Genomic DNA, 17,711 nt, shown 5'->3' on the forward strand with positions numbered 1-17,711 from the left:
CGCGGCATGTGGAGAACGCACGCTGGGGAGGAACCGTGCGAGACGGGCCGCCGCTCCGCGATCTGCCCCTCACCCGCGGTCGCCGACCACCCGCGTCGCAGCGATCCGATCGTGGATCCCCCGTCCGGACCCCAGCATCACGGTGCCCACGAGCACGATGACCACGCCGTAGAGCAGCACCGCGGCGACCATCGTCCCCGCGGCGCCGCTGTCGAAGTCCCCGTACACCGCGCCGACGGCGACCACATGACCCAGCTGCCACGGGAGCGCGATCTTCACGAGATTCCGGACGAGGGCGCGGGCGAAGGGAACGCGTGCCTTGTCAGGGCCCGCTCCGCCGGATCTCGCCCCCTCGGGCCGACCCGGCAGCATCTCGACGCGCAGCCCCTCGCGCCGCTCGCCCCACGTCGATGCTCGCGGGCCGGACTCGGCGCGAGCCGCCCAGAGCGCTGCGAGCACAGGCGGGATCGCGCTCGAGACGAGGGCGACGGCGCGTGCGGTGCCGGCGTCCCCGATGTGCGTCGCGAGCGGAATGCCGATCGGGAGCATCACTGCGGGCAGCACCAGGTATCCCACGCAGTCGCGTGCGTAGGCCCGCGCCCGGCGGACGAGGAGCGGGGCGAGCAGGCGACGCTTCATACCTCGCCGCTCGCCGTGATGTCGCGCATCGATGCGCTCCTCGTCGCCCATGCGCTCATCTCACAGCCAGTCGCCCCGCGCGGCCTCGATCTCGGCGCCGATCGTGGTGTCCGGGCCGTGGCCGGTGTGCACGATGGTCTCCGGAGGCAGCGTGAACAGGCGATCGCGGACCGAGTCCTCGATCGTGGGCCGATCGCTGAACGAGCGTCCGGTCGCGCCGGGGCCGCCCTGGAAGAGCGTGTCCCCGGTCAGCACGCAGTCCAGCGCCGGGACGCGGTAGCAGACGGAGCCGGGGGAGTGGCCCGGGGTGGAGATCGCCTCGATGTCGGTACCGCCGACGGTGAACTCGTCGCCGTCGGCCACGTCCCCGTCCCAGGGCAGGTCGCCGTGGGTGAGCTTCCAGACCTCGGCGTCCGCCGGGTTCAGCAGCACGGGCGCTTCGAGCGCCGTCGCCAGCTCGGGAGCGAAGCGCACGTGATCGTCGTGCGCGTGGGTGAGCAGGATGCCCACGCACTCGCGATCGCCGACGAGCGCCCGGATCGCGTCGACGTCGTGCGGGGCGTCGAAGACGACGCACTGCTCGTCGTCTCCGAGGACCCACACGTTGTTGTCGACGTCGAAGGTCTCACCGTCCAGGCTGAAGGTTCCCGACGTCGTCGTGTGGTCCAGCCGCGCCGTCATCGGTTCACCACCACTGTGCGCAGCACGTCGCCGCGATGCAGCGAGTTCAGTGCGTCCTCGACGCCGCCCAGGTCGGTGGTGCCGGTGACGAACCGCTCGAGCGGAAGGCGACCCTGCAGGTAGAGGTCCGTGAGGTAGGGGAAGTCGCGCTCGGGCAGGCAGTCCCCGTACCAGGCGGACTTCAGGGAGCCGCCGCGGCTGAACACGTCGGCCAGCGGGATCGCGAGCTCCGCATCGGGATGGGGCACGCCCACGAGCACGACGCGACCGGCGAGGTCGCGCGCGTAGAACGCGGTCTCGTAGGTCGAGGGGATGCCCACGGCGTCGATCACCACATCGGCGCCGAATCCGCCCGTGAGTTCCTGGACCCTCTCGACGATCTGGTCCCGGTCGAGGTCCTTGGTGTTGATGGTGTGGGTCGCACCGAGATCCGATGCGGCCTGCAGCTTCTCGTCGACGATGTCGAGGCCGATCACTGTGGTCGCCCCCGCGAGCACGGCGCCGGCGATCGCGGCGCTGCCCACGCCGCCCAGACCGATGACGGCCACGGTCTCGCCGCGCTGGACGGCGCCGGTGTTCAGGGCTGCGCCGAGCCCGGCCATCACACCGCAGCCGAGCAGGCCCGCGACCTCGGGGCGCGCCTCCTCGGAGACCTTCGTGCACTGCTTCTCGTGGACGAGGGTCTTCTCGGTGAAGGCTCCGATGCCGAGCGCGGCCTCGAGCTCGGTGCCGTCGCCCAGCGTCACCCTCTGCGAGGCGTTGTGGGTGGCGAAGCAGTACTGCGGCTGGCCCTTGCGGCAGGCCCGGCAGTCCCCGCACACCGCGCGCCAGTTCAGGACGACGAAGTCGCCGACGGCCACGTGCGTGACCTCGTCGCCGATCGCCGCGACGCGCCCGGCGGCCTCATGGCCGAGCAGGAACGGGAAATCATCGGTGATCGCGCCGTCGCGGTAGGCGAGATCGGTGTGGCAGACCCCGCAGGCCTCCACGTCGACGACGACGTCGTGCACCCCGGGGTCGGGGATGACGATGTCGGTGAGCTCCGCCGGCTCGTTCGGATGGCGAGCGATGACGCCCTTGACGGTCGTGGGCATGGTGGGGCTCCTCCCGCTGGTGGTGGTTCCCGGCCAGCCTATCGGCCGGGCTCGCCCGGCGAGCCCTCCGGCGGGCGGGTCGGCGCGGTGCGCGCCGCCCTCCTAGAATGGTCCGCGGTGCGGCGGGGCCGACGGGCGATCCCCCGCGGCGCGCCATCCGCACATCAGCCCACCGGACGAAAGCGATACCCGTGTCCGAGACACCTCCCAGCCCCGACTCCGCGGCCGTCACGATCGACGAGCCGACGATCGGCGCCGCCGTGGACGCCGCGCTCGCCGCGATCGCGTCGGCGGGCAGCACCGCCGAGCTCAAGCAGGTCCGCATCGACCACGTCGGCGACGCGAGCGTGCTCTCGCGCGCGAACGCCTCGATCCGGGACCTGCCCAAGGACCAGAAGGCCTTCGCCGGCAAGCTCGTCGGCCAGTCGAAGGGGCGGGTCCAGCAGGCGCTCGCGGCCCGCCAGGCCGAGCTCGCCGAGGCCGAGGAGGAGGCCGCTCTCGCGCGCGAGACGGTCGACGTCACGGTGCCCGTGGACCGTCGTCCGCGCGGCGCCCGCCACCCCATGCGCACCCTCCAGGACCGCATCGAGGACTTCTTCGTCGGCATCGGCTGGGAGATCGCCGAGGGCCCGGAGATCGAGACCGGCTGGTTCAACTTCGACGCCCTGAACGCCGACCCGAACCATCCCTCGCGCTCGCTCCAGGACACCCTGTACGTCGCACCCGAGGACTCGGGCCTGCTGCTGCGCACGCAGACCTCCCCGGTGCAGATCCGCGCCATGCTCGAGCGCGGCGCCCCGCTGTACATCGCGTGCCCGGGCACCGTGTACCGGGCCGACGAGTTCGACGCGACCCACTCGCCGATGTTCAACCAGGTCGAGGGCCTCGCGATCGACAAGGACCTGACCATGGCGAACCTCGTCGGCACGCTCGACGCCTTCGCCGCGGCGATCTTCGGGGGCCGCCCGATCACCCGCCTGCGCCCCAACCACTTCCCCTTCACCGAGCCCAGCGCGGAGATGGACTTCCGCTGCTTCAGCTGCGAGGCGCGGCTCGGTCTCGATCACGACGCCGACCCGGCGTGCCGCGTGTGCGGCGGCACCGGCTGGATCGAGATGGGCGGGTGCGGCATGGTCCACCCGAACGTGCTGCGCTCCGCGGGAGTGGATCCCGAGGAGTACCAGGGCTTCGCCTTCGGCCTCGGCATCGAGCGCATCCTCATGCTGCGCAACGGCGCGGACATGCGAGACATCGTGGAGGGCGACGTCCGCTTCTCCCAGCACTACGGGACGGAGATCTGAGATGCCCCGCATTCCGCTCACCTGGCTCGCCCAGCACGTCACCCTCCCCGAGGGGACGAGCGCTCTGCAGGTCGCGACCGACCTCTCGCGCGTCGGCCTCGAGGAGGAGGCGATCTTCGGCGCCCAGGTCACCGGGCCGCTGGTCGTCGGCCGTGTCCTGGACCTGGTCAAGGAGCCCCAGAAGAACGGCAAGACCATCAACTGGTGCCGTGTCGATGTCGGCCCCGTGCACAACGAGGCGCAGGACGACCCGAAGGACCCGCAGCCCGGAGAGGAGCGCCCGAGCCGCGGCATCATCTGCGGCGCGCACAACTTCGTCGAGGGTGATCTCGTGGTCGTCTCGCTGCCCGGCACCGTGCTGCCCGGGCCGTTCGAGATCGCCGCCCGCAAGACCTACGGCCATGTCTCCGACGGCATGATCTGCTCGGGCGACGAGCTGGGCCTGGGCCCGGATCCCGACGGCGAGGACGGCATCATCGTGCTGGGCCGCGGCCACGCGCGCGGCCTCACCGGCGCGCCCGGGGACGACGCGATCGCGCTGCTGGGCCTCGGCGAGGAGGTCGTCGAGATCAACGTGACGCCCGACCGCGGCTATGCCTTCTCGATGCGCGGCGTCGCCCGCGAGTACTCCCACGCGACCGGCGCGGGCTTCACCGACCCCGCCCTCGAGGTCGAGGTCCCCGCGGCCGACGGGGAGGGCGTCGCCGTGCGCCTGGCCGACGAGGCGCCGATCGACGGCCGCCCCGGCTCCACGCGCTTCGTCGCGCAGGAGGTCACGGGCATCGATCCGAGCGCCGCCGCGCCCCGCTGGATGCAGCAGCGCCTGGTGCTCGCGGGCATGCGCCCGATCTCGCTCATCGTGGACGTCACCAACTACGTCATGCTCGACATGGGCCAGCCCCTGCACGCCTACGACGCCGCCGAGCTCGTCGCCCCCATCACCGTGCGCCGCGCGCACCCGGGGGAGCAGCTCGCGACACTCGACGACAAGCCCCGGGCACTGGATCCCGAGGACCTCGTGATCGCCGACGCGGGCGGCACGGGCGACCGTGCGATCGGCATCGCGGGCGTCATGGGCGGGGCCTCGACCGAGGTCTCCGCGACGACGAGGGACGTGGTCCTCGAGGCCGCGACGTTCGACCCCGTCACGGTCGCCCGCTCCGCGCGCCGTCACCGCCTTCCCAGCGAGGCCTCCAAGCGCTTCGAGCGCGGCGTGGATCCGCAGCTGCCCGCGATCGCCGTCACCCGGGCCGCGCAGCTGCTCGCCGAGTACGGCAGCGGGACGGTCTCCGTCGCCCGCACCGACGCCGGCGCGGACCCCGCGCAGGGCCCCGCCCCGATCACTCTCGAGGCCGGGGCGCCCACGCGGCTCGTCGGCGTCGAGTACACGAGGGAGCAGGTCCGTGAGGCGCTCGAGAAGATCGGCTGCACGGTCGAGGACGGCCCGGCGGGCGACGGCTCCGCCGAGGGGACGGCGGACGGCGGGGCGAGCTTCCTCGTCACCCCGCCCAGCTGGCGCCCCGACCTCAGGATCCGAGAGGACCTCATCGAGGAGATCGCGCGCCTGATCGGCTACGAGCAGATCCCGTCCGTGCTGCCCCAGGCACCCGGCGGCGCAGGGCTGACCCGCGCCCAGAAGGGGCGCCGCCACGTGGCCCGTGCGCTCGCCGAGGCGGGTCTCGCCGAGGTGCTCTCCTTCCCGTTCATCCCGGAGACCGTGTTCGACGGCCTCGGGTACGGGGCCGACGACCCCCGCCGCGACGCGGTGCGTCTGCTGAACCCCCTGGCCGACGACGAGCCTCTGCTGCGGACCGAGCTGCTGCAGACCCTGCTCCCGGTCGCCCGGCGCAACCTGGGGCGCGGGCAGGAGTCGCTCGCCCTCTTCGAGGTCGACGCCGTCTCCCGCGCGGGATCGGGTCCGATCGCGCCGCTGCCGGCCGCGCAGCGTCCCACGGACGCCGAGCTCGAGGCCGTGCAGGATGCCATGCCCGTGCAGTCGCGCCAACTCGCCGCGATCCTCGGCGGCGCCAGCGGGCCGACCTCGTGGTGGGGGAGCGGCAGGCCCTGGGACTGGGCCGATGCGATCGACCTCGCCCACCGTGCGGCGGCGGCCGTCGGTGCCCGTCTCGAGGTGCGCGGCCGCGAGCACGCGCCCTTCCATCCGGGCCGCTGCGCCGAGCTGCGCACGGACGACGGCATCGTGGTCGGGTACGCGGGCGAGCTGCACCCGAAGGTCGTGAAGGCCTTCGACCTGCCCGCGCGCACCTGCGCGCTCGAGCTCGACCTCGAGCAGGTCATCGCCGCGGCCCCCGCGGTGGTGGCCGCGGAGCCGGTCTCGACCTACCCGCTCGCGAAGGAGGACTTCGCGTTCGTCGTCGAGGACTCCGTGCCCGCGAGCGCCGTCGAGGACGCGATCATCGCGGGCATCGGCGATGTCCTCGAGAGTGTGCGCCTGTTCGACGTGTTCACCGGCGACCAGGTGGGCGAGGGGAAGAAGTCCCTGGCCTTCGCGGTGCACCTGCGATCGCAGGAGGGCACCCTGTCGGCGAAGGAGATCGGGGCGGCGCGCGAGCGCTGCGTCCAGGCCGTCCGCAATGCCGTCGGCGGGGTGCTGAGGGCGTGAGCCGGGCGCTGCGCGCGACGCAGCACTCGTGATGGCGGGCGGGATCCACGCGGGTCCCGCCCGTCATGCTGTGGGAGGGGGCACGACCCCCGATGTGCGTGAGTATGCATAGACCTGTATAGTTCTGCGCATGACGTCTTCCAGTGCCCCCTCGACGCCCGTCCCGCAGTCCGCCGCAGCGCCCTCGCGCCTGCGGGCCGCGGTCGTCGGCGCCTCCGGGTACGCCGGCGGCGAGACCCTGCGGATCCTCGCCGACCACCCGCGGATCGACGTCACCACCGTCACCGCGCACTCGAGCGTGGGCAAGCGCCTCAGCGAGGTCGCGCCCCACGTGCACCTGCCCGAGGACCTCGAGCTCGTCGACACCACCGTCGAGAACCTCTCGGGCCACGACGTCGTCGTGCTCGCCCTCCCGCACGGGCAGTCCGGGCGGATCGCCGCCCAGCTGCGCGCGAGCGATCCCGAGGTGCTCGTCGTCGACCTCGGCGCGGACCACCGGCTCGAGAGCGCCCGGGACTGGGCCGACTACTACGCGGGCGACCACTCGGGAACCTGGACCTACGGCATGCCCGAGCTCCCGCTGGTCGGCGAGGGATCGGCCGACGCCGCCCCCCGCCAGCGCGACCTGCTGCGCACCGCCCGTGAGATCGCCGTGCCCGGCTGCAACGCGACCGCGGTGACCTTCGCCCTCGCGCCGCTCGTGCGCGCGGGCCTCGTCGACCATCGCGCGCTGAGTGCCGTCCTCCCGGTCGGCTACTCGGGTGCGGGCCGCAGCCCCAAGCAGCACCTGCTGTTCGCGGAGGCCGCGGGCGGCGCCGCGGCCTACGGCGTCGGCGGCACGCACCGCCACATCCCCGAGATCCTGCAGAACCTGCGCCGCGCCTCCGGCGCCGCCGACGCGCGCCTCACCTTCACCCCGGTGCTCGTGCCGATGACGCGCGGCATCCTCGCGGTCGTGACCGCCCCCGCGGGCGACGGCGTCACCGAGCAGGCCCTGCTGGACGCCCTCGGCGCCGACTTCGCCGACGAGCCCTTCGTGGCCGTCCTGCCCGCCGGGGCCGTCCCCAGCACCCAGCAGGTGATCGGGGCGAACACCGTGCGCATCGGCGCGACCGTGGACCGACGAAGCGGGCAGGTCACGGTGATCTCCGCGATCGACAACCTGGTCAAGGGCACCGCCGGCGCCGCCGTGCAGTCGATGAACATCGCCCTCGACCTCCCGGAGACCCTGGGCCTGCCGCGCACCGCCCTCGCGCCCTGAGCGCCCGCGCCCCTCGGCGCCCCTCCATCGTCCGCCTCTCATGCACCACGGGAGACACACCATGTCCGTCACCTTCCCCGAAGGATTCCTCGCCGCCGGGATCGCCGCCGGCATCAAGTCCTCCGCCGCCGCCGACCTCGCCCTCGTCCTCAACGAGGGGCCGCTCGACGTCGGGGCCGCCGTCTTCACCTCCAACCGCGTGCAGGCCGCGCCCGTCCAGTGGTCCCGTCAGGCCGTGGCCGACGGCCGTGCCCGCGCCGTGATCCTGAACTCGGGCGGCGCCAACGCCTGCACGGGCCCCGAGGGCTTCGCCGACACCCACCGCACCGCCGAGCACGTCGGGGCGCTCCTCGAGATCTCCGCCCAGGACGTCCTGGTCTGCTCGACGGGCCTGATCGGCGAGCGCCTGCCCATGGACGCGGTCCTCGGGGGAGCGATGAGCGCCCGTGACGCCCTGGCTCCGGGCGCCGACGCCGGGGCCGACGCCTCGCGCGCGATCATGACCACCGACACCGTCCCGAAGACCGTCGAGATCACGACGCCCTCGGGCGCCCGCATCGGCGGCATGGCGAAGGGCGCGGGGATGCTCGCCCCGCAGCTCGCGACGATGCTCGTGGTCCTCACCACGGACGCGGTCGTGACCGCCGACGTCGCCGACTCCGCCCTGCGCGAGGCCACCCGCACCACCTTCGACCGGGTCGACTCGGACGCCTGCATGTCCACGAACGACACCGTGATCCTGCTGGCCTCGGGCGCGAGCGGCATCGAGGTCGGCGCCGCCGAGCTCGCCGAGTCCCTGCGGGAGGCGTCGGCCGCCCTCGCCCGCATGCTCGTCGCCGACGCCGAGGGGGCGAGCCACGACGTGCACGTGGTCGTCACCGGCGCCACCAGCGAGCACGCCGCGCTCGCCGTCGCCCGCGAGATCGCCCGCTCGAACCTCGTGAAGGCCGCGGTCTTCGGCAACGACCCGAACTGGGGGCGGATCGTCTCGGCCGCGGGCTGCGTGCCCGAGGAGGTGGCGCCCTTCGACCCCGATGCGCTGTCCGTGCACGTCAACGGCGTGCAGGTGTGCCGCGAGGGCGGCGCCCACGAGGACCGCTCCCTGGTGGACATGACCCCGCGCGAGACCCTCGTCGAGGTGGACCTCGGAGCGGGGCAGTCCGATGCCGACATCTGGACCAACGATCTCACCCACGACTACGTCGAAGAGAACAGCGCCTACTCCTCATGACCGAGACGACCCCCGCTCCCACCGGCGCCGCCGGCCCCGCCGCGCCGCTCGCGGACTCCAAGAACCCTCTGGGGGATCTCACGCAAGCGCAGGCGGACGCCCGCGCGAAGTCCGAGATCCTCATCGAGGCCCTGCCCTGGATGCAGCGCTTCATGGGCAAGATCGTCGTCGTCAAGTACGGCGGCAACGCCATGATCGACGACGAGCTGCGCCGCGCCTTCGCGGCCGACATGGTCTTCATGCGCCACGCCGGCATCCACGTGGTCGTCGTCCACGGCGGCGGCCCGCAGATCAACGCGATGCTCGAGCGCGTCGGCGTCGAGAGCGCCTTCCGCGCCGGTCTGCGCGTGACGGACGAGGAGACCATGCAGATCGTGCGGATGGTGCTCGTGGGCCAGGTGGGCCGCGAGCTCGTCGGCCTCATCAACGAGCACGGGCCCTATGCGATCGGCATGTCCGGCGAGGACGCCCGGCTGTTCTCCGCGAGCCGCCGCGGCGCCGTGGTCGACGGCGAGGAGCTCGACCTCGGGCACGTCGGCGCGGTCACCCAGGTGCGGCCGGAGTCGATCCAGGACCTGCTGGATGCGGGACGGATCCCCGTGGTCTCCTCGATCGCCCCGGAGATCGACGCCGACGGGCGGCCGACGGGCGCGGTGCTGAACATCAACGCCGATCTCGCGGCGGCCGCCCTGGCCGCGGGGCTCGACGCCGAGAAGCTCGTGGTCCTCACGGACGTCGAGGGGCTGTACCGGGACTGGCCCGACCGCGACTCCCTGATCCCCGAGATCAGCGCGAGCGATCTGCGCGAGATGCTGCCGTCGCTCACGGCGGGCATGATCCCGAAGGCGGAGTCGCTGCTGGATGCCGTGGACGCCGGAGTGCGCACCGCGGCCATGACCGATGGCAGGATCGCGCACGCGGTGCTGCTCGAGGTGTTCACCGCCAAGGGCGTGGGCACGATGGTGAGGAGGGACGACTATGTCTGAGCCGACCGCAGGGGAGACGCCGGCGGGCGCCGAGGATCTCACCGTCCGCTACGCGCGCTCGATGCTCGGCGTGTTCGGCGCCCCGCAGCGGGTGCTCATGCGCGGCGAGGGCGCGCTGGTGTGGGACGCGCAGGGCAGGGAGTACCTGGACCTGCTGGGCGGGATCGCCGTGAACGCGCTCGGCCACGCGCACCCCTCGCTGGTCGCCGCGATGACCAAGCAGGTGGAGTCCCTCGCGCACGTCTCGAACTTCTTCGCGACGCCCACCCAGATCGAGCTCGCCGAGACCCTGCTGCGGATCGCCGGGGCCCCCGAGGGATCGGGCGTGTTCTTCACGAACTCGGGCACGGAGTCCAACGAGGCGGCCTTCAAGCTCGCACGGCGCACCGAGCGCCCGCGGATCCTCGCCCTCGAGAACGCCTTCCACGGCCGCACCATGGGAGCCCTCGCGCTCACCCACAAGGAGGCCTACCGCGCCCCCTTCGAGCCCCTGCCCGGGGGCGTCGAGTTCGTGCCCCCGAACGACACGGACGCGCTCGCCCGCGCCCTCGCCCCGGGGGACGTCGGCGCCCTGTTCCTCGAGCCCATCCAGGGCGAAGCCGGCGTGGTCCCGCTCGATGCCGAGTACCTCCGCGCGGCCCGGGAGCTGACCGCGCAGCACGGCACGCTGCTGATCCTCGACGAGGTGCAGACCGGCATCGCCCGCACCGGGCACTGGTTCGCCCACCAGGGGGTCGACGGTGTCGTGCCCGATGTCATGACCCTCGCCAAGGGGCTGGGCGGCGGCTTCCCGATCGGCGCCGTGATCGCCTACGGCCCGAGGGCGCGCGCCCTCCTGCAGCCCGGCCAGCACGGCACGACCTTCGGCGGCAACCCGCTCGGGGCGGCGGTCGCCCTCAGCGTGCTGGGCACCATCGCCGAGGACGATCTCCTGGGCAACGCCCGGCGGACGGGCCGGCACCTCGCGGACCGGATCCGGGAGCTCGCCGCGACCGATCCGCGCGTGCTCGGCATCCGCGGCGAGGGCCTGCTGCGGGGCATCGCGCTCGCCGACCCCCTGGCTCCGCAGGTCGTCGCCGCCGCGCTCGAGGCCGGGTTCATCATCAACGCCGCCAACCCGTGCACGCTGCGCCTGGCCCCGCCGCTCATCATCACGAGCGATCAGCTCGACGCATTCGTCGACGCCCTGCCCGGGCTGCTCGACGCGGCGAGCGCACCCGCCGACACCGGGTCCGCGACCACCGACACCGAGTCCGCGATCAACGAGAAGAGGTCCTGAGATGCCCCGTCACTTCCTGCGCGACGACGACCTGAGCCCGCGCGAGCAGAAGCAGGTGCTGCAGCTCGCGCAGGCGCTCAGCGAGGACCGCTTCGCCCGTCGGCCCCTCGAGGGCCCGCGCACGGTCGCCGTCATCTTCGACAAGGCCTCGACCCGCACCCGCGTGTCCTTCGCGACCGGCGTCGCCGAGCTCGGCGGCAGCCCGCTCGTGCTCGACGCGTCGAGCAGCCAGATGGGCCGCGGGGAGTCGATCGCCGACACCACCCGCGTGCTCACCCGGCAGGTCTCCGCGATCGTCTGGCGCACGTTCGGCCAGTCGCGGATCGAGGAGATGGCGCACCATGCGAGCGTCCCGGTGATCAACGCGCTGACCGACGAGTTCCACCCCTGCCAGATCCTCGCGGACCTGCTCACGATCGCCCAGCACACGAGCGGGTTCGGGGCCGACGACGCGGCGCTCGAGGGCCGCTCGATGGCCTATCTCGGCGACGGCTCGAACAACATGGCGCACTCCTACCTGCTGGGCGGGGTGACTGCTGGCATGGACGTGCGCATCGCCGCGCCCGCGAGCCACCTGCCCGCCGCGCCCGTCGTCCGCGACGCGGAGGCCATCGCGCGCGAGACCGGCGGCAGCGTCACCATCACCGACGATCCCGCGCAGGCGGTCGAGAAGGCGGACTCCGTCATCACCGACACCTGGGTCTCGATGGGCCAGGAGGGCGAGGGCGGTCGCGGCGAGGAGACGTTCGCCCCGTACGCGGTGACCGAGTCGCTCATGAAGCGCTCGGGCTCGACGCGCGAGGGCGGGATCTTCCTGCACTGCCTGCCCGCCTACCGGGGCAAGGAGGTCGAGGCCTCCGTGATCGACGGGCCGCGCTCGGTGGTCTGGGACGAGGCGGAGAACCGCCTGCACGCCCAGAAGGCACTGCTGACGTGGCTGCTCGAGCACCCCGACGCGTCCTCCGCCGCCCACGCCCGACCCCTGGGGCAGCGATGAGCACCACGGAACATCCCCGCACGCTCGCGCAGACGAAGACCGCGCGCCAGGAGCGCATCGTCGAGCTGCTCACCACCCGCGAGGTCTCCTCGCAGGCGCAGCTGGCGGACCTGCTCGGCGAGTGCGGGATCGACGTCACCCAGGCGACGCTCTCGCGCGACCTCGTCGAGCTGCGCGCCGAGAAGGTCCGCGGCAGCAGCGGCGGTCTCGTCTACCAGGTGCCGGCCGACGGGGGAGACCCCGGCAGCCCGCGCCGGGTCGCGAGCACCGAGCTGATCGGGGCCCGGCTGCGCCGGCTGATCGAGGAGCTCCTCGCCTCGGCCGACGTCGCGCAGAACATCATCGTGCTGCGCACCCCGCCCGGGGCCGCGCAGTTCCTCGCCTCCGCGATCGACCGCTCGGTGCTGCCCGAGCTCGTCGGCTCGATCGGCGGCGACGACACGGTGATGCTCGTGGCCCGCGACAACGAGGCGGCCGACGCGCTCGCCGCCCGCCTCCTGGCCCTCGCCGAGGGCCGACGGGGGGAGGGCGAGCCGCCGGACGCCGAGCTCGACACCACGCGGACCGCGCCCTGAGCCGAGCCCCTGCCGGGGGACAATGACCTCGGACCTCCGTCGGCAGGGACGCACCCGTCGCAGCACCGACCCGCCCCGATCCGACCGCCGTCGGCCCCGTGTCGACGCACCCACCCGCTTCCACCCCTCACGAAGGAGCATCACCCGTGACCGAACGCATCGTCCTCGCCTACTCCGGCGGCCTCGACACCTCCGTGGCCATCGGCTGGATCCACGACGCCACCGGCGCCGAGGTCGTCGCCTGCGCGGTCGACGTCGGCCAGGGCGGAGAGGACCTCGAGGTCGTCCGCCAGCGAGCCCTGGACTGCGGCGCCGTCGAGGCCTACGTGGCAGACGCCCGCGACGAGTTCGCCGACGAGTACTGCATGCCCGCCCTCAAGGCGAACGCGCTGTACATGGACGCCTACCCCGTCGTCTCCGCGATCTCCCGCCCCGTGATCACCAAGCACCTGGTGAAGGCCGCGAAGAAGTTCGGCGCCTCGACCGTCGCCCACGGCTGCACCGGCAAGGGCAACGACCAGGTGCGCTTCGAGGTCTCCATCACCTCGCTCGCACCCGAGCTCAAGTGCATCGCCCCGGTGCGCGACCTCGCGCTGACCCGCGACCGCGCGATCGAGTACGCCGAGCGCAAGAACCTCCCGATCGCGACCACGAAGCACAATCCGTTCTCAATCGACCAGAACGTGTGGGGCCGCGCCATCGAGACCGGCTTCCTCGAGGACATCTGGAACGAGCCCACCAAGGACGTCTTCAACTACACCGACGACCCGGCCTTCCCGCCGGTGCCCGACGAGGTCGTGATCTCCTTCGAGCAGGGCGTCCCGGTGGCGATCGACGGCCGCCGCGTGAGCGCGCTCGAGGCCATCCAGGAGCTCAACACCCGCGCCGGCGCGCAGGGCATCGGCCGCATCGACATCGTCGAGGACCGCCTGGTGGGCATCAAGTCCCGCGAGGTCTACGAGGCGCCGGGCGCGATGGCGCTGATCACCGCGCACCAGGAGCTCGAGCGCGTGGTTCTCGAGCGCGAGCAGGCCCGCTTCAAGCGACAGGTCGGCGACCGCTGGACCGAGATGGTGTACGACGGCCAGTGGTTCTCCCCGCTCAAGCGCTCGCTCGACGCCTTCATCGACGACACCCAGCGCTACGTCACCGGCGACATCCGGATGACCCTGCACGGCGGCCGCGCGACGGTCACCGGGCGCCGCTCGGAGTCCTCCCTGTACGACTTCTCGATGGCGACCTACGACGAGGGCGACCAGTTCGACCAGTCCCAGGCCAAGGGCTTCATCGAGATCTACGGGCTCGCCGCGAAGCAGGCCGCGGCCCGCGACGTCGCCTTCGGCAACGGCGAGGACGTCGACGCCGCCGACGAGGGCTCCAAGTGACGGGCTCCGCGTCGTCTCCCGCAGGCTCCGCGTCTCCCGCAGGCTCCGCGTCGTCGTCCGCGGGCCCGGGGGCCGACGGGCAGGGCGCGCCCGACGGCGCGCCCTCCTCCGCGAGCGCCGCGCTCTGGGGCGGGCGTTTCGGCTCCGGTCCCGCGGCGGCGCTCGCGGCCCTCTCGAAGTCCACGCACTTCGACTGGAAGCTCGCGCAATACGACCTGCGCGGCTCGAAGGCCCACGCGAAGGTTCTCCACGCGGCGGGCCTGCTGAGCGACGACGAGCTGACGCGGATGCACGACGCCCTCGACCGGCTCTCGGCCGACGTCGCCTCGGGCGCGTTCGCCGCGGCCGAGGACGACGAGGACGTGCACACGGCCCTCGAGCGCGGGCTCATCGAGCGCGCGGGCGACGAGCTCGGCGGCAAGCTGCGCGCGGGCCGCTCCCGCAACGACCAGATCGCGACGCTCATCCGCCTGTTCATCCGCGACAGCGCACGCATCGTCGGTGACCAGGTCCTCGACCTGGTGGGGGTGCTGCTGGAGCGCGCGCGGGAGGTGCACGGCGCGGCGATGCCGGGCCGCACGCACCTGCAGCACGCGCAGCCGGTGCTGCTGAGCCACCATCTGCTCGCCCACGCCTGGCCGCTGCTGCGCGACGTCGAGCGCCTGCGCGATCTCGACGCCCGCGCGGCGATCTCGCCCTACGGGTCCGGTGCGCTCGCCGGTTCGAGCCTGGGACTAGATCCCCGGGTCGTGGCGGCGGACCTCGGATTCGAGGACTCCGTGTGGAACTCGATCGACGGGACCGCCTCGCGGGACCTCACGGCCGAGTTCTCCTTCGTCCTCACGATGATCGGGATCGACCTCTCGCGGCTCGCGGAGGAGGTGATCCTGTGGAACACGAAGGAGTTCTCCTTCCTGACCCTGGACGACTCCTTCTCGACCGGCTCCTCGATCATGCCGCAGAAGAAGAACCCCGACATCGCCGAGCTCGCGCGCGGCAAGGCGGGGCGGATCCTCGGGGACCACACGGGTCTGCTGGCGACGCTCAAGGCGCTGCCGCTGGCCTACAACCGGGATCTGCAGGAGGACAAGGAGCCGGTCTTCGACCAGGTCGACTCGCTGGGCCTCGTGCTCCCCGCGTTCACCGGGATGATGGCGACGCTCGTGTTCCACACCGAGCGCATGGAGCAGCTGGCTCCGCAGGGTTTCTCGCTCGCGACCGACATCGCCGACCACCTGGTGCGTCGCGGCGTCCCCTTCCGAGTCGCCCACGAGATCTCGGGCGCGTGCGTGAGGACCGCGGAGGAGCAGGACAAGGAGCTGTGGGACCTCACGGACGCGGAGTTCGCGAGCATCTCGGAGCACCTGGACCCCTCCGTCCGCGAGGTGCTGAGCGTGGAGGGATCCATCGGCTCGCGCGACGCGAAGGGCGGGACCGCCCCCGCGCGCGTCGCCGAGCAGGAGGACGCCCTGGGCGCAGCGGTCGACGGCCTGCGCGCCTTCACCCGCGGCGCCTGACGGTCTCGCCCGGGGCCGGCGCCCGAGAACTGCGTCGCGCCCGGCGCGGTCGGTGGGGGAGAATGATCCCGGCACCCGCCCGGGCGCCGCGAACGGACCGATCGAGAGGACCTGATCGATGCAGACCATCCTGGACGAGCTCACCTGGCGTGGGCTCGTGGTGCAGACCAGCGGGCGCGAGGCGCTCGGGACGGCACTCGCGGATGGACCGATCAGCCTCTATTGCGGTTTCGACCCCACCGCCGCCTCCCTCCACGTCGGCCACCTCACCCAGGTGCTGACCATGCGCCGCTTCCAGCTCGCCGGGCACAGGCCCTACGCGCTCGTCGGCGGTGCCACCGGCCTCATCGGCGATCCGCGGATGTCGGGGGAGCGGGTGCTGAACGACGAGAGCATCGTCGCGGGCTGGGTGGACTCGCTGCGCGACCAGATCTCGCGGTTCCTCGACCTCGAGGGCCCCTCCGGCGTGCAGATGGTCAACAACCTCGACTGGATCGGGCAGATGAGCGCCCTGCAGTTCCTGCGGGACGTGGGCAAGCACTACCGGATGGGGACGATGCTCGCGAAGGAGACCGTCGCCCGGCGGCTCGCGAGCGACGAGGGCATCAGCTACACCGAGTTCAGCTACCAGGTGCTGCAGGGCATCGACTTCCTGGAGCTGTACAGGCGCCACGGGGTGAGCCTCCAGTTCGGCGGGAACGACCAGTGGGGCAACCTCATCTCCGGCGTGGACCTCATCCACAAGGTCGAGGGGAAGGACGCCCACGCGCTCACGACGCCCCTGGTCACGAAGGCCGACGGCACGAAGTTCGGCAAGAGCGAGGGCGGCGCCGTCTGGCTCGACCCCGAGCTCACGAGCCCGTACGCCTTCCACCAGTTCTGGCTCAACGCGGCCGATGCGGACGTCGTGAACTACCTGCGCTACTTCACCTTCCGCGATCAGGAGGACATCGCCGAGCTCGAGCGCGCGACGCACGAGGAGCCCCATCGGCGTCGGGCCCAGAAGGCCCTCGCCGACGACCTCACGACCCTCGTGCACGGGGCCGGTGCAACGCGCCAGGCAGAGGCTGCCGCGGCTGTCCTGTTCGGCAGGGGAGAGGTGCGCGAGCTCGAGGAGCCGACGCTCGAGGCCATCGCCCGGGAGCTGACCACGGTCGAACTGCCGGGCACGACGGCGCTCGTGGACGCGTTCACGGCGGTGGGCATCATGACCTCCAAGTCCCAGGTCCGACGGGCCGCAGCCGAGGGGGCGCTCACCGTGAACGGCGAGAAGATGGACGCCGAGTCCATCGAGCGCTCTCTCTCGGAGGCGGTGTCGCCCCTGCCCGGCGGGCACGTGCTCGTGCGACGCGGTCGCAAGGCCGCGGCCATGGTGCGGCTGGACGGCTGACGAGCTGGGCTGATCGCCTGATCGCCTGATCGCCTGAACGCCTGAACGCCTGAACGCCTGAACGCCTGAACGGTTGCGCGACCGGGCGGGACGGCCGAATGGTTCCTCGGCGCGAGGGGTCGAGGTCCGGGCGGCTGCGGCCCGCCGGCCTCACGCCGCGGATGGACCATCACGAGGGCCGGGCCCCGACGCATGTCGGGGCCCGGCCCTTCCGCATCCGGGCCCGGAGCGCGCGCAGATCCGATGTGATGCCGTGCCCAGTCGCAGCTCACACGCCCCGGCACAGGGGCGCGATGGACGTTCACAAANCGTGCCCAGTCGCAGCTCACACGCCCCGGCACAGGGGCGCGATGGACGTTCACAAACGCGCTTCACCTGCATAGACACCCGGATGTGAGGTCGCAGCAGGGCCCCCGCCCCGAATTGACCGGCCCCCTCGCAGGGGCCTAATGTCTTCCTTGTCGCCGCAACGAGGACAACGACGGAGGACCGGCCCTGAGGGGCACGGGAGGTCGTCGGGACCGAGGAGCGGAGACGAGCTGGACCGGGCCTCCCGGGACCCGCACCACGATGTGGCGCAGATCCCTCCGGAGGGCTTGCGGAAGGCGAGGAGCTTCGACTACAGTTGAGCCTCGCGCCTCACCGACGGAGAGTCGGGCCGCACCGCGGACGGCGCATCGAGCCCCTGATACAACCCAGGATCTGGGTTGCAACGGTGTGCGCGTGTTGTTTGAGATCTCAATAGCGTGTCT

At 72.5% G+C, this 17,711-nt stretch carries 14 protein-coding genes; 11 read left to right on the forward strand and 3 right to left on the reverse strand.

Translation table 11 applies throughout. The features are described from left to right. Positions 1-69: 69 nt before the first annotated feature. From FHG10_RS03730 to FHG10_RS03740, 3 genes are read right to left on the reverse strand one after another with little or no spacing between them, the layout of a single operon-like run. Complete coding sequence (locus FHG10_RS03730) at positions 70-690, reverse strand: RDD family protein (RefSeq protein ID WP_152351949.1); 621 nt, start codon at positions 688-690, stop codon at positions 70-72. Positions 691-699: 9 nt separating this feature from the next. Next, complete coding sequence (locus FHG10_RS03735; RefSeq protein WP_152351950.1) at positions 700-1,320, reverse strand: MBL fold metallo-hydrolase; 621 nt, start codon at positions 1,318-1,320, stop codon at positions 700-702. Beyond that, positions 1,317-2,414 (reverse strand): S-(hydroxymethyl)mycothiol dehydrogenase, encoded by a 1,098-nt coding sequence (locus tag FHG10_RS03740; RefSeq protein ID WP_152351951.1) that lies wholly within the window; start codon positions 2,412-2,414, stop codon positions 1,317-1,319. The genes FHG10_RS03735 and FHG10_RS03740 overlap by 4 nt, the downstream gene beginning before the upstream one ends. 191 nt (positions 2,415-2,605) lie before the next feature. On the opposite strand from FHG10_RS03740, the gene pheS reads away from it, so the two are divergent. The 11 genes from pheS to tyrS all read left to right on the forward strand — a co-directional run bounded on the left by pheS (position 2,606) and on the right by tyrS (position 16,959). Further along, positions 2,606-3,715, forward strand: a complete 1,110-nt coding sequence (pheS, locus tag FHG10_RS03745; protein ID WP_227488007.1) for a phenylalanine--tRNA ligase subunit alpha — start codon at positions 2,606-2,608, stop codon at positions 3,713-3,715. A gap of 1 nt (position 3,716) precedes the next feature. Then, positions 3,717-6,338, forward strand: a complete 2,622-nt coding sequence (gene pheT / locus FHG10_RS03750) for a phenylalanine--tRNA ligase subunit beta (protein WP_152351953.1) — start codon at positions 3,717-3,719, stop codon at positions 6,336-6,338. A 130-nt stretch (positions 6,339-6,468) separates the two neighbouring features. Continuing rightward, entirely contained in the window at positions 6,469-7,599 is a 1,131-nt protein-coding gene (argC, locus tag FHG10_RS03755) for an N-acetyl-gamma-glutamyl-phosphate reductase (RefSeq protein ID WP_152351954.1), read from the forward strand. A 61-nt stretch (positions 7,600-7,660) separates the two neighbouring features. Next, positions 7,661-8,830: a bifunctional glutamate N-acetyltransferase/amino-acid acetyltransferase ArgJ gene (gene argJ, locus FHG10_RS03760; RefSeq protein WP_152351955.1), complete on the forward strand. Its 1,170-nt coding sequence runs from the start codon at positions 7,661-7,663 to the stop codon at positions 8,828-8,830. Continuing rightward, positions 8,827-9,816: an acetylglutamate kinase gene (gene argB, locus FHG10_RS03765; protein WP_152351956.1), complete on the forward strand. Its 990-nt coding sequence runs from the start codon at positions 8,827-8,829 to the stop codon at positions 9,814-9,816. The genes argJ and argB overlap by 4 nt, the downstream gene beginning before the upstream one ends. Continuing rightward, entirely contained in the window at positions 9,809-11,095 is a 1,287-nt protein-coding gene (locus FHG10_RS03770) for an acetylornithine transaminase (RefSeq protein WP_152351957.1), read from the forward strand. The genes argB and FHG10_RS03770 overlap by 8 nt, the downstream gene beginning before the upstream one ends. Position 11,096: 1 nt before the next feature. After that, entirely contained in the window at positions 11,097-12,092 is a 996-nt protein-coding gene (gene argF / locus FHG10_RS03775; RefSeq protein ID WP_152351958.1) for an ornithine carbamoyltransferase, read from the forward strand. Beyond that, positions 12,089-12,667 (forward strand): arginine repressor, encoded by a 579-nt coding sequence (locus FHG10_RS03780; protein ID WP_152351959.1) that lies wholly within the window; start codon positions 12,089-12,091, stop codon positions 12,665-12,667. Before argF ends, FHG10_RS03780 begins: the two co-directional genes overlap by 4 nt. Before the next feature lie 146 nt (positions 12,668-12,813). After that, the gene (locus FHG10_RS03785; protein ID WP_152351960.1) at positions 12,814-14,052 is read left to right on the forward strand and encodes an argininosuccinate synthase; all 1,239 of its coding nucleotides are present in this window, start codon (positions 12,814-12,816) and stop codon (positions 14,050-14,052) included. Continuing rightward, the gene (gene argH / locus FHG10_RS03790) at positions 14,049-15,569 is read left to right on the forward strand and encodes an argininosuccinate lyase (protein ID WP_152351961.1); all 1,521 of its coding nucleotides are present in this window, start codon (positions 14,049-14,051) and stop codon (positions 15,567-15,569) included. Before FHG10_RS03785 ends, argH begins: the two co-directional genes overlap by 4 nt. A gap of 118 nt (positions 15,570-15,687) precedes the next feature. Beyond that, on the forward strand, positions 15,688-16,959 hold the full coding sequence (tyrS, locus tag FHG10_RS03795; protein WP_152351962.1) for a tyrosine--tRNA ligase: 1,272 nt from the start codon (positions 15,688-15,690) through the stop codon (positions 16,957-16,959). The last annotated feature ends 752 nt before the right edge of the window (positions 16,960-17,711 follow it).

The organism is Brachybacterium subflavum (genome assembly GCF_009299795.1).
GTDB lineage: Bacteria > Actinomycetota > Actinomycetes > Actinomycetales > Dermabacteraceae > Brachybacterium > Brachybacterium subflavum.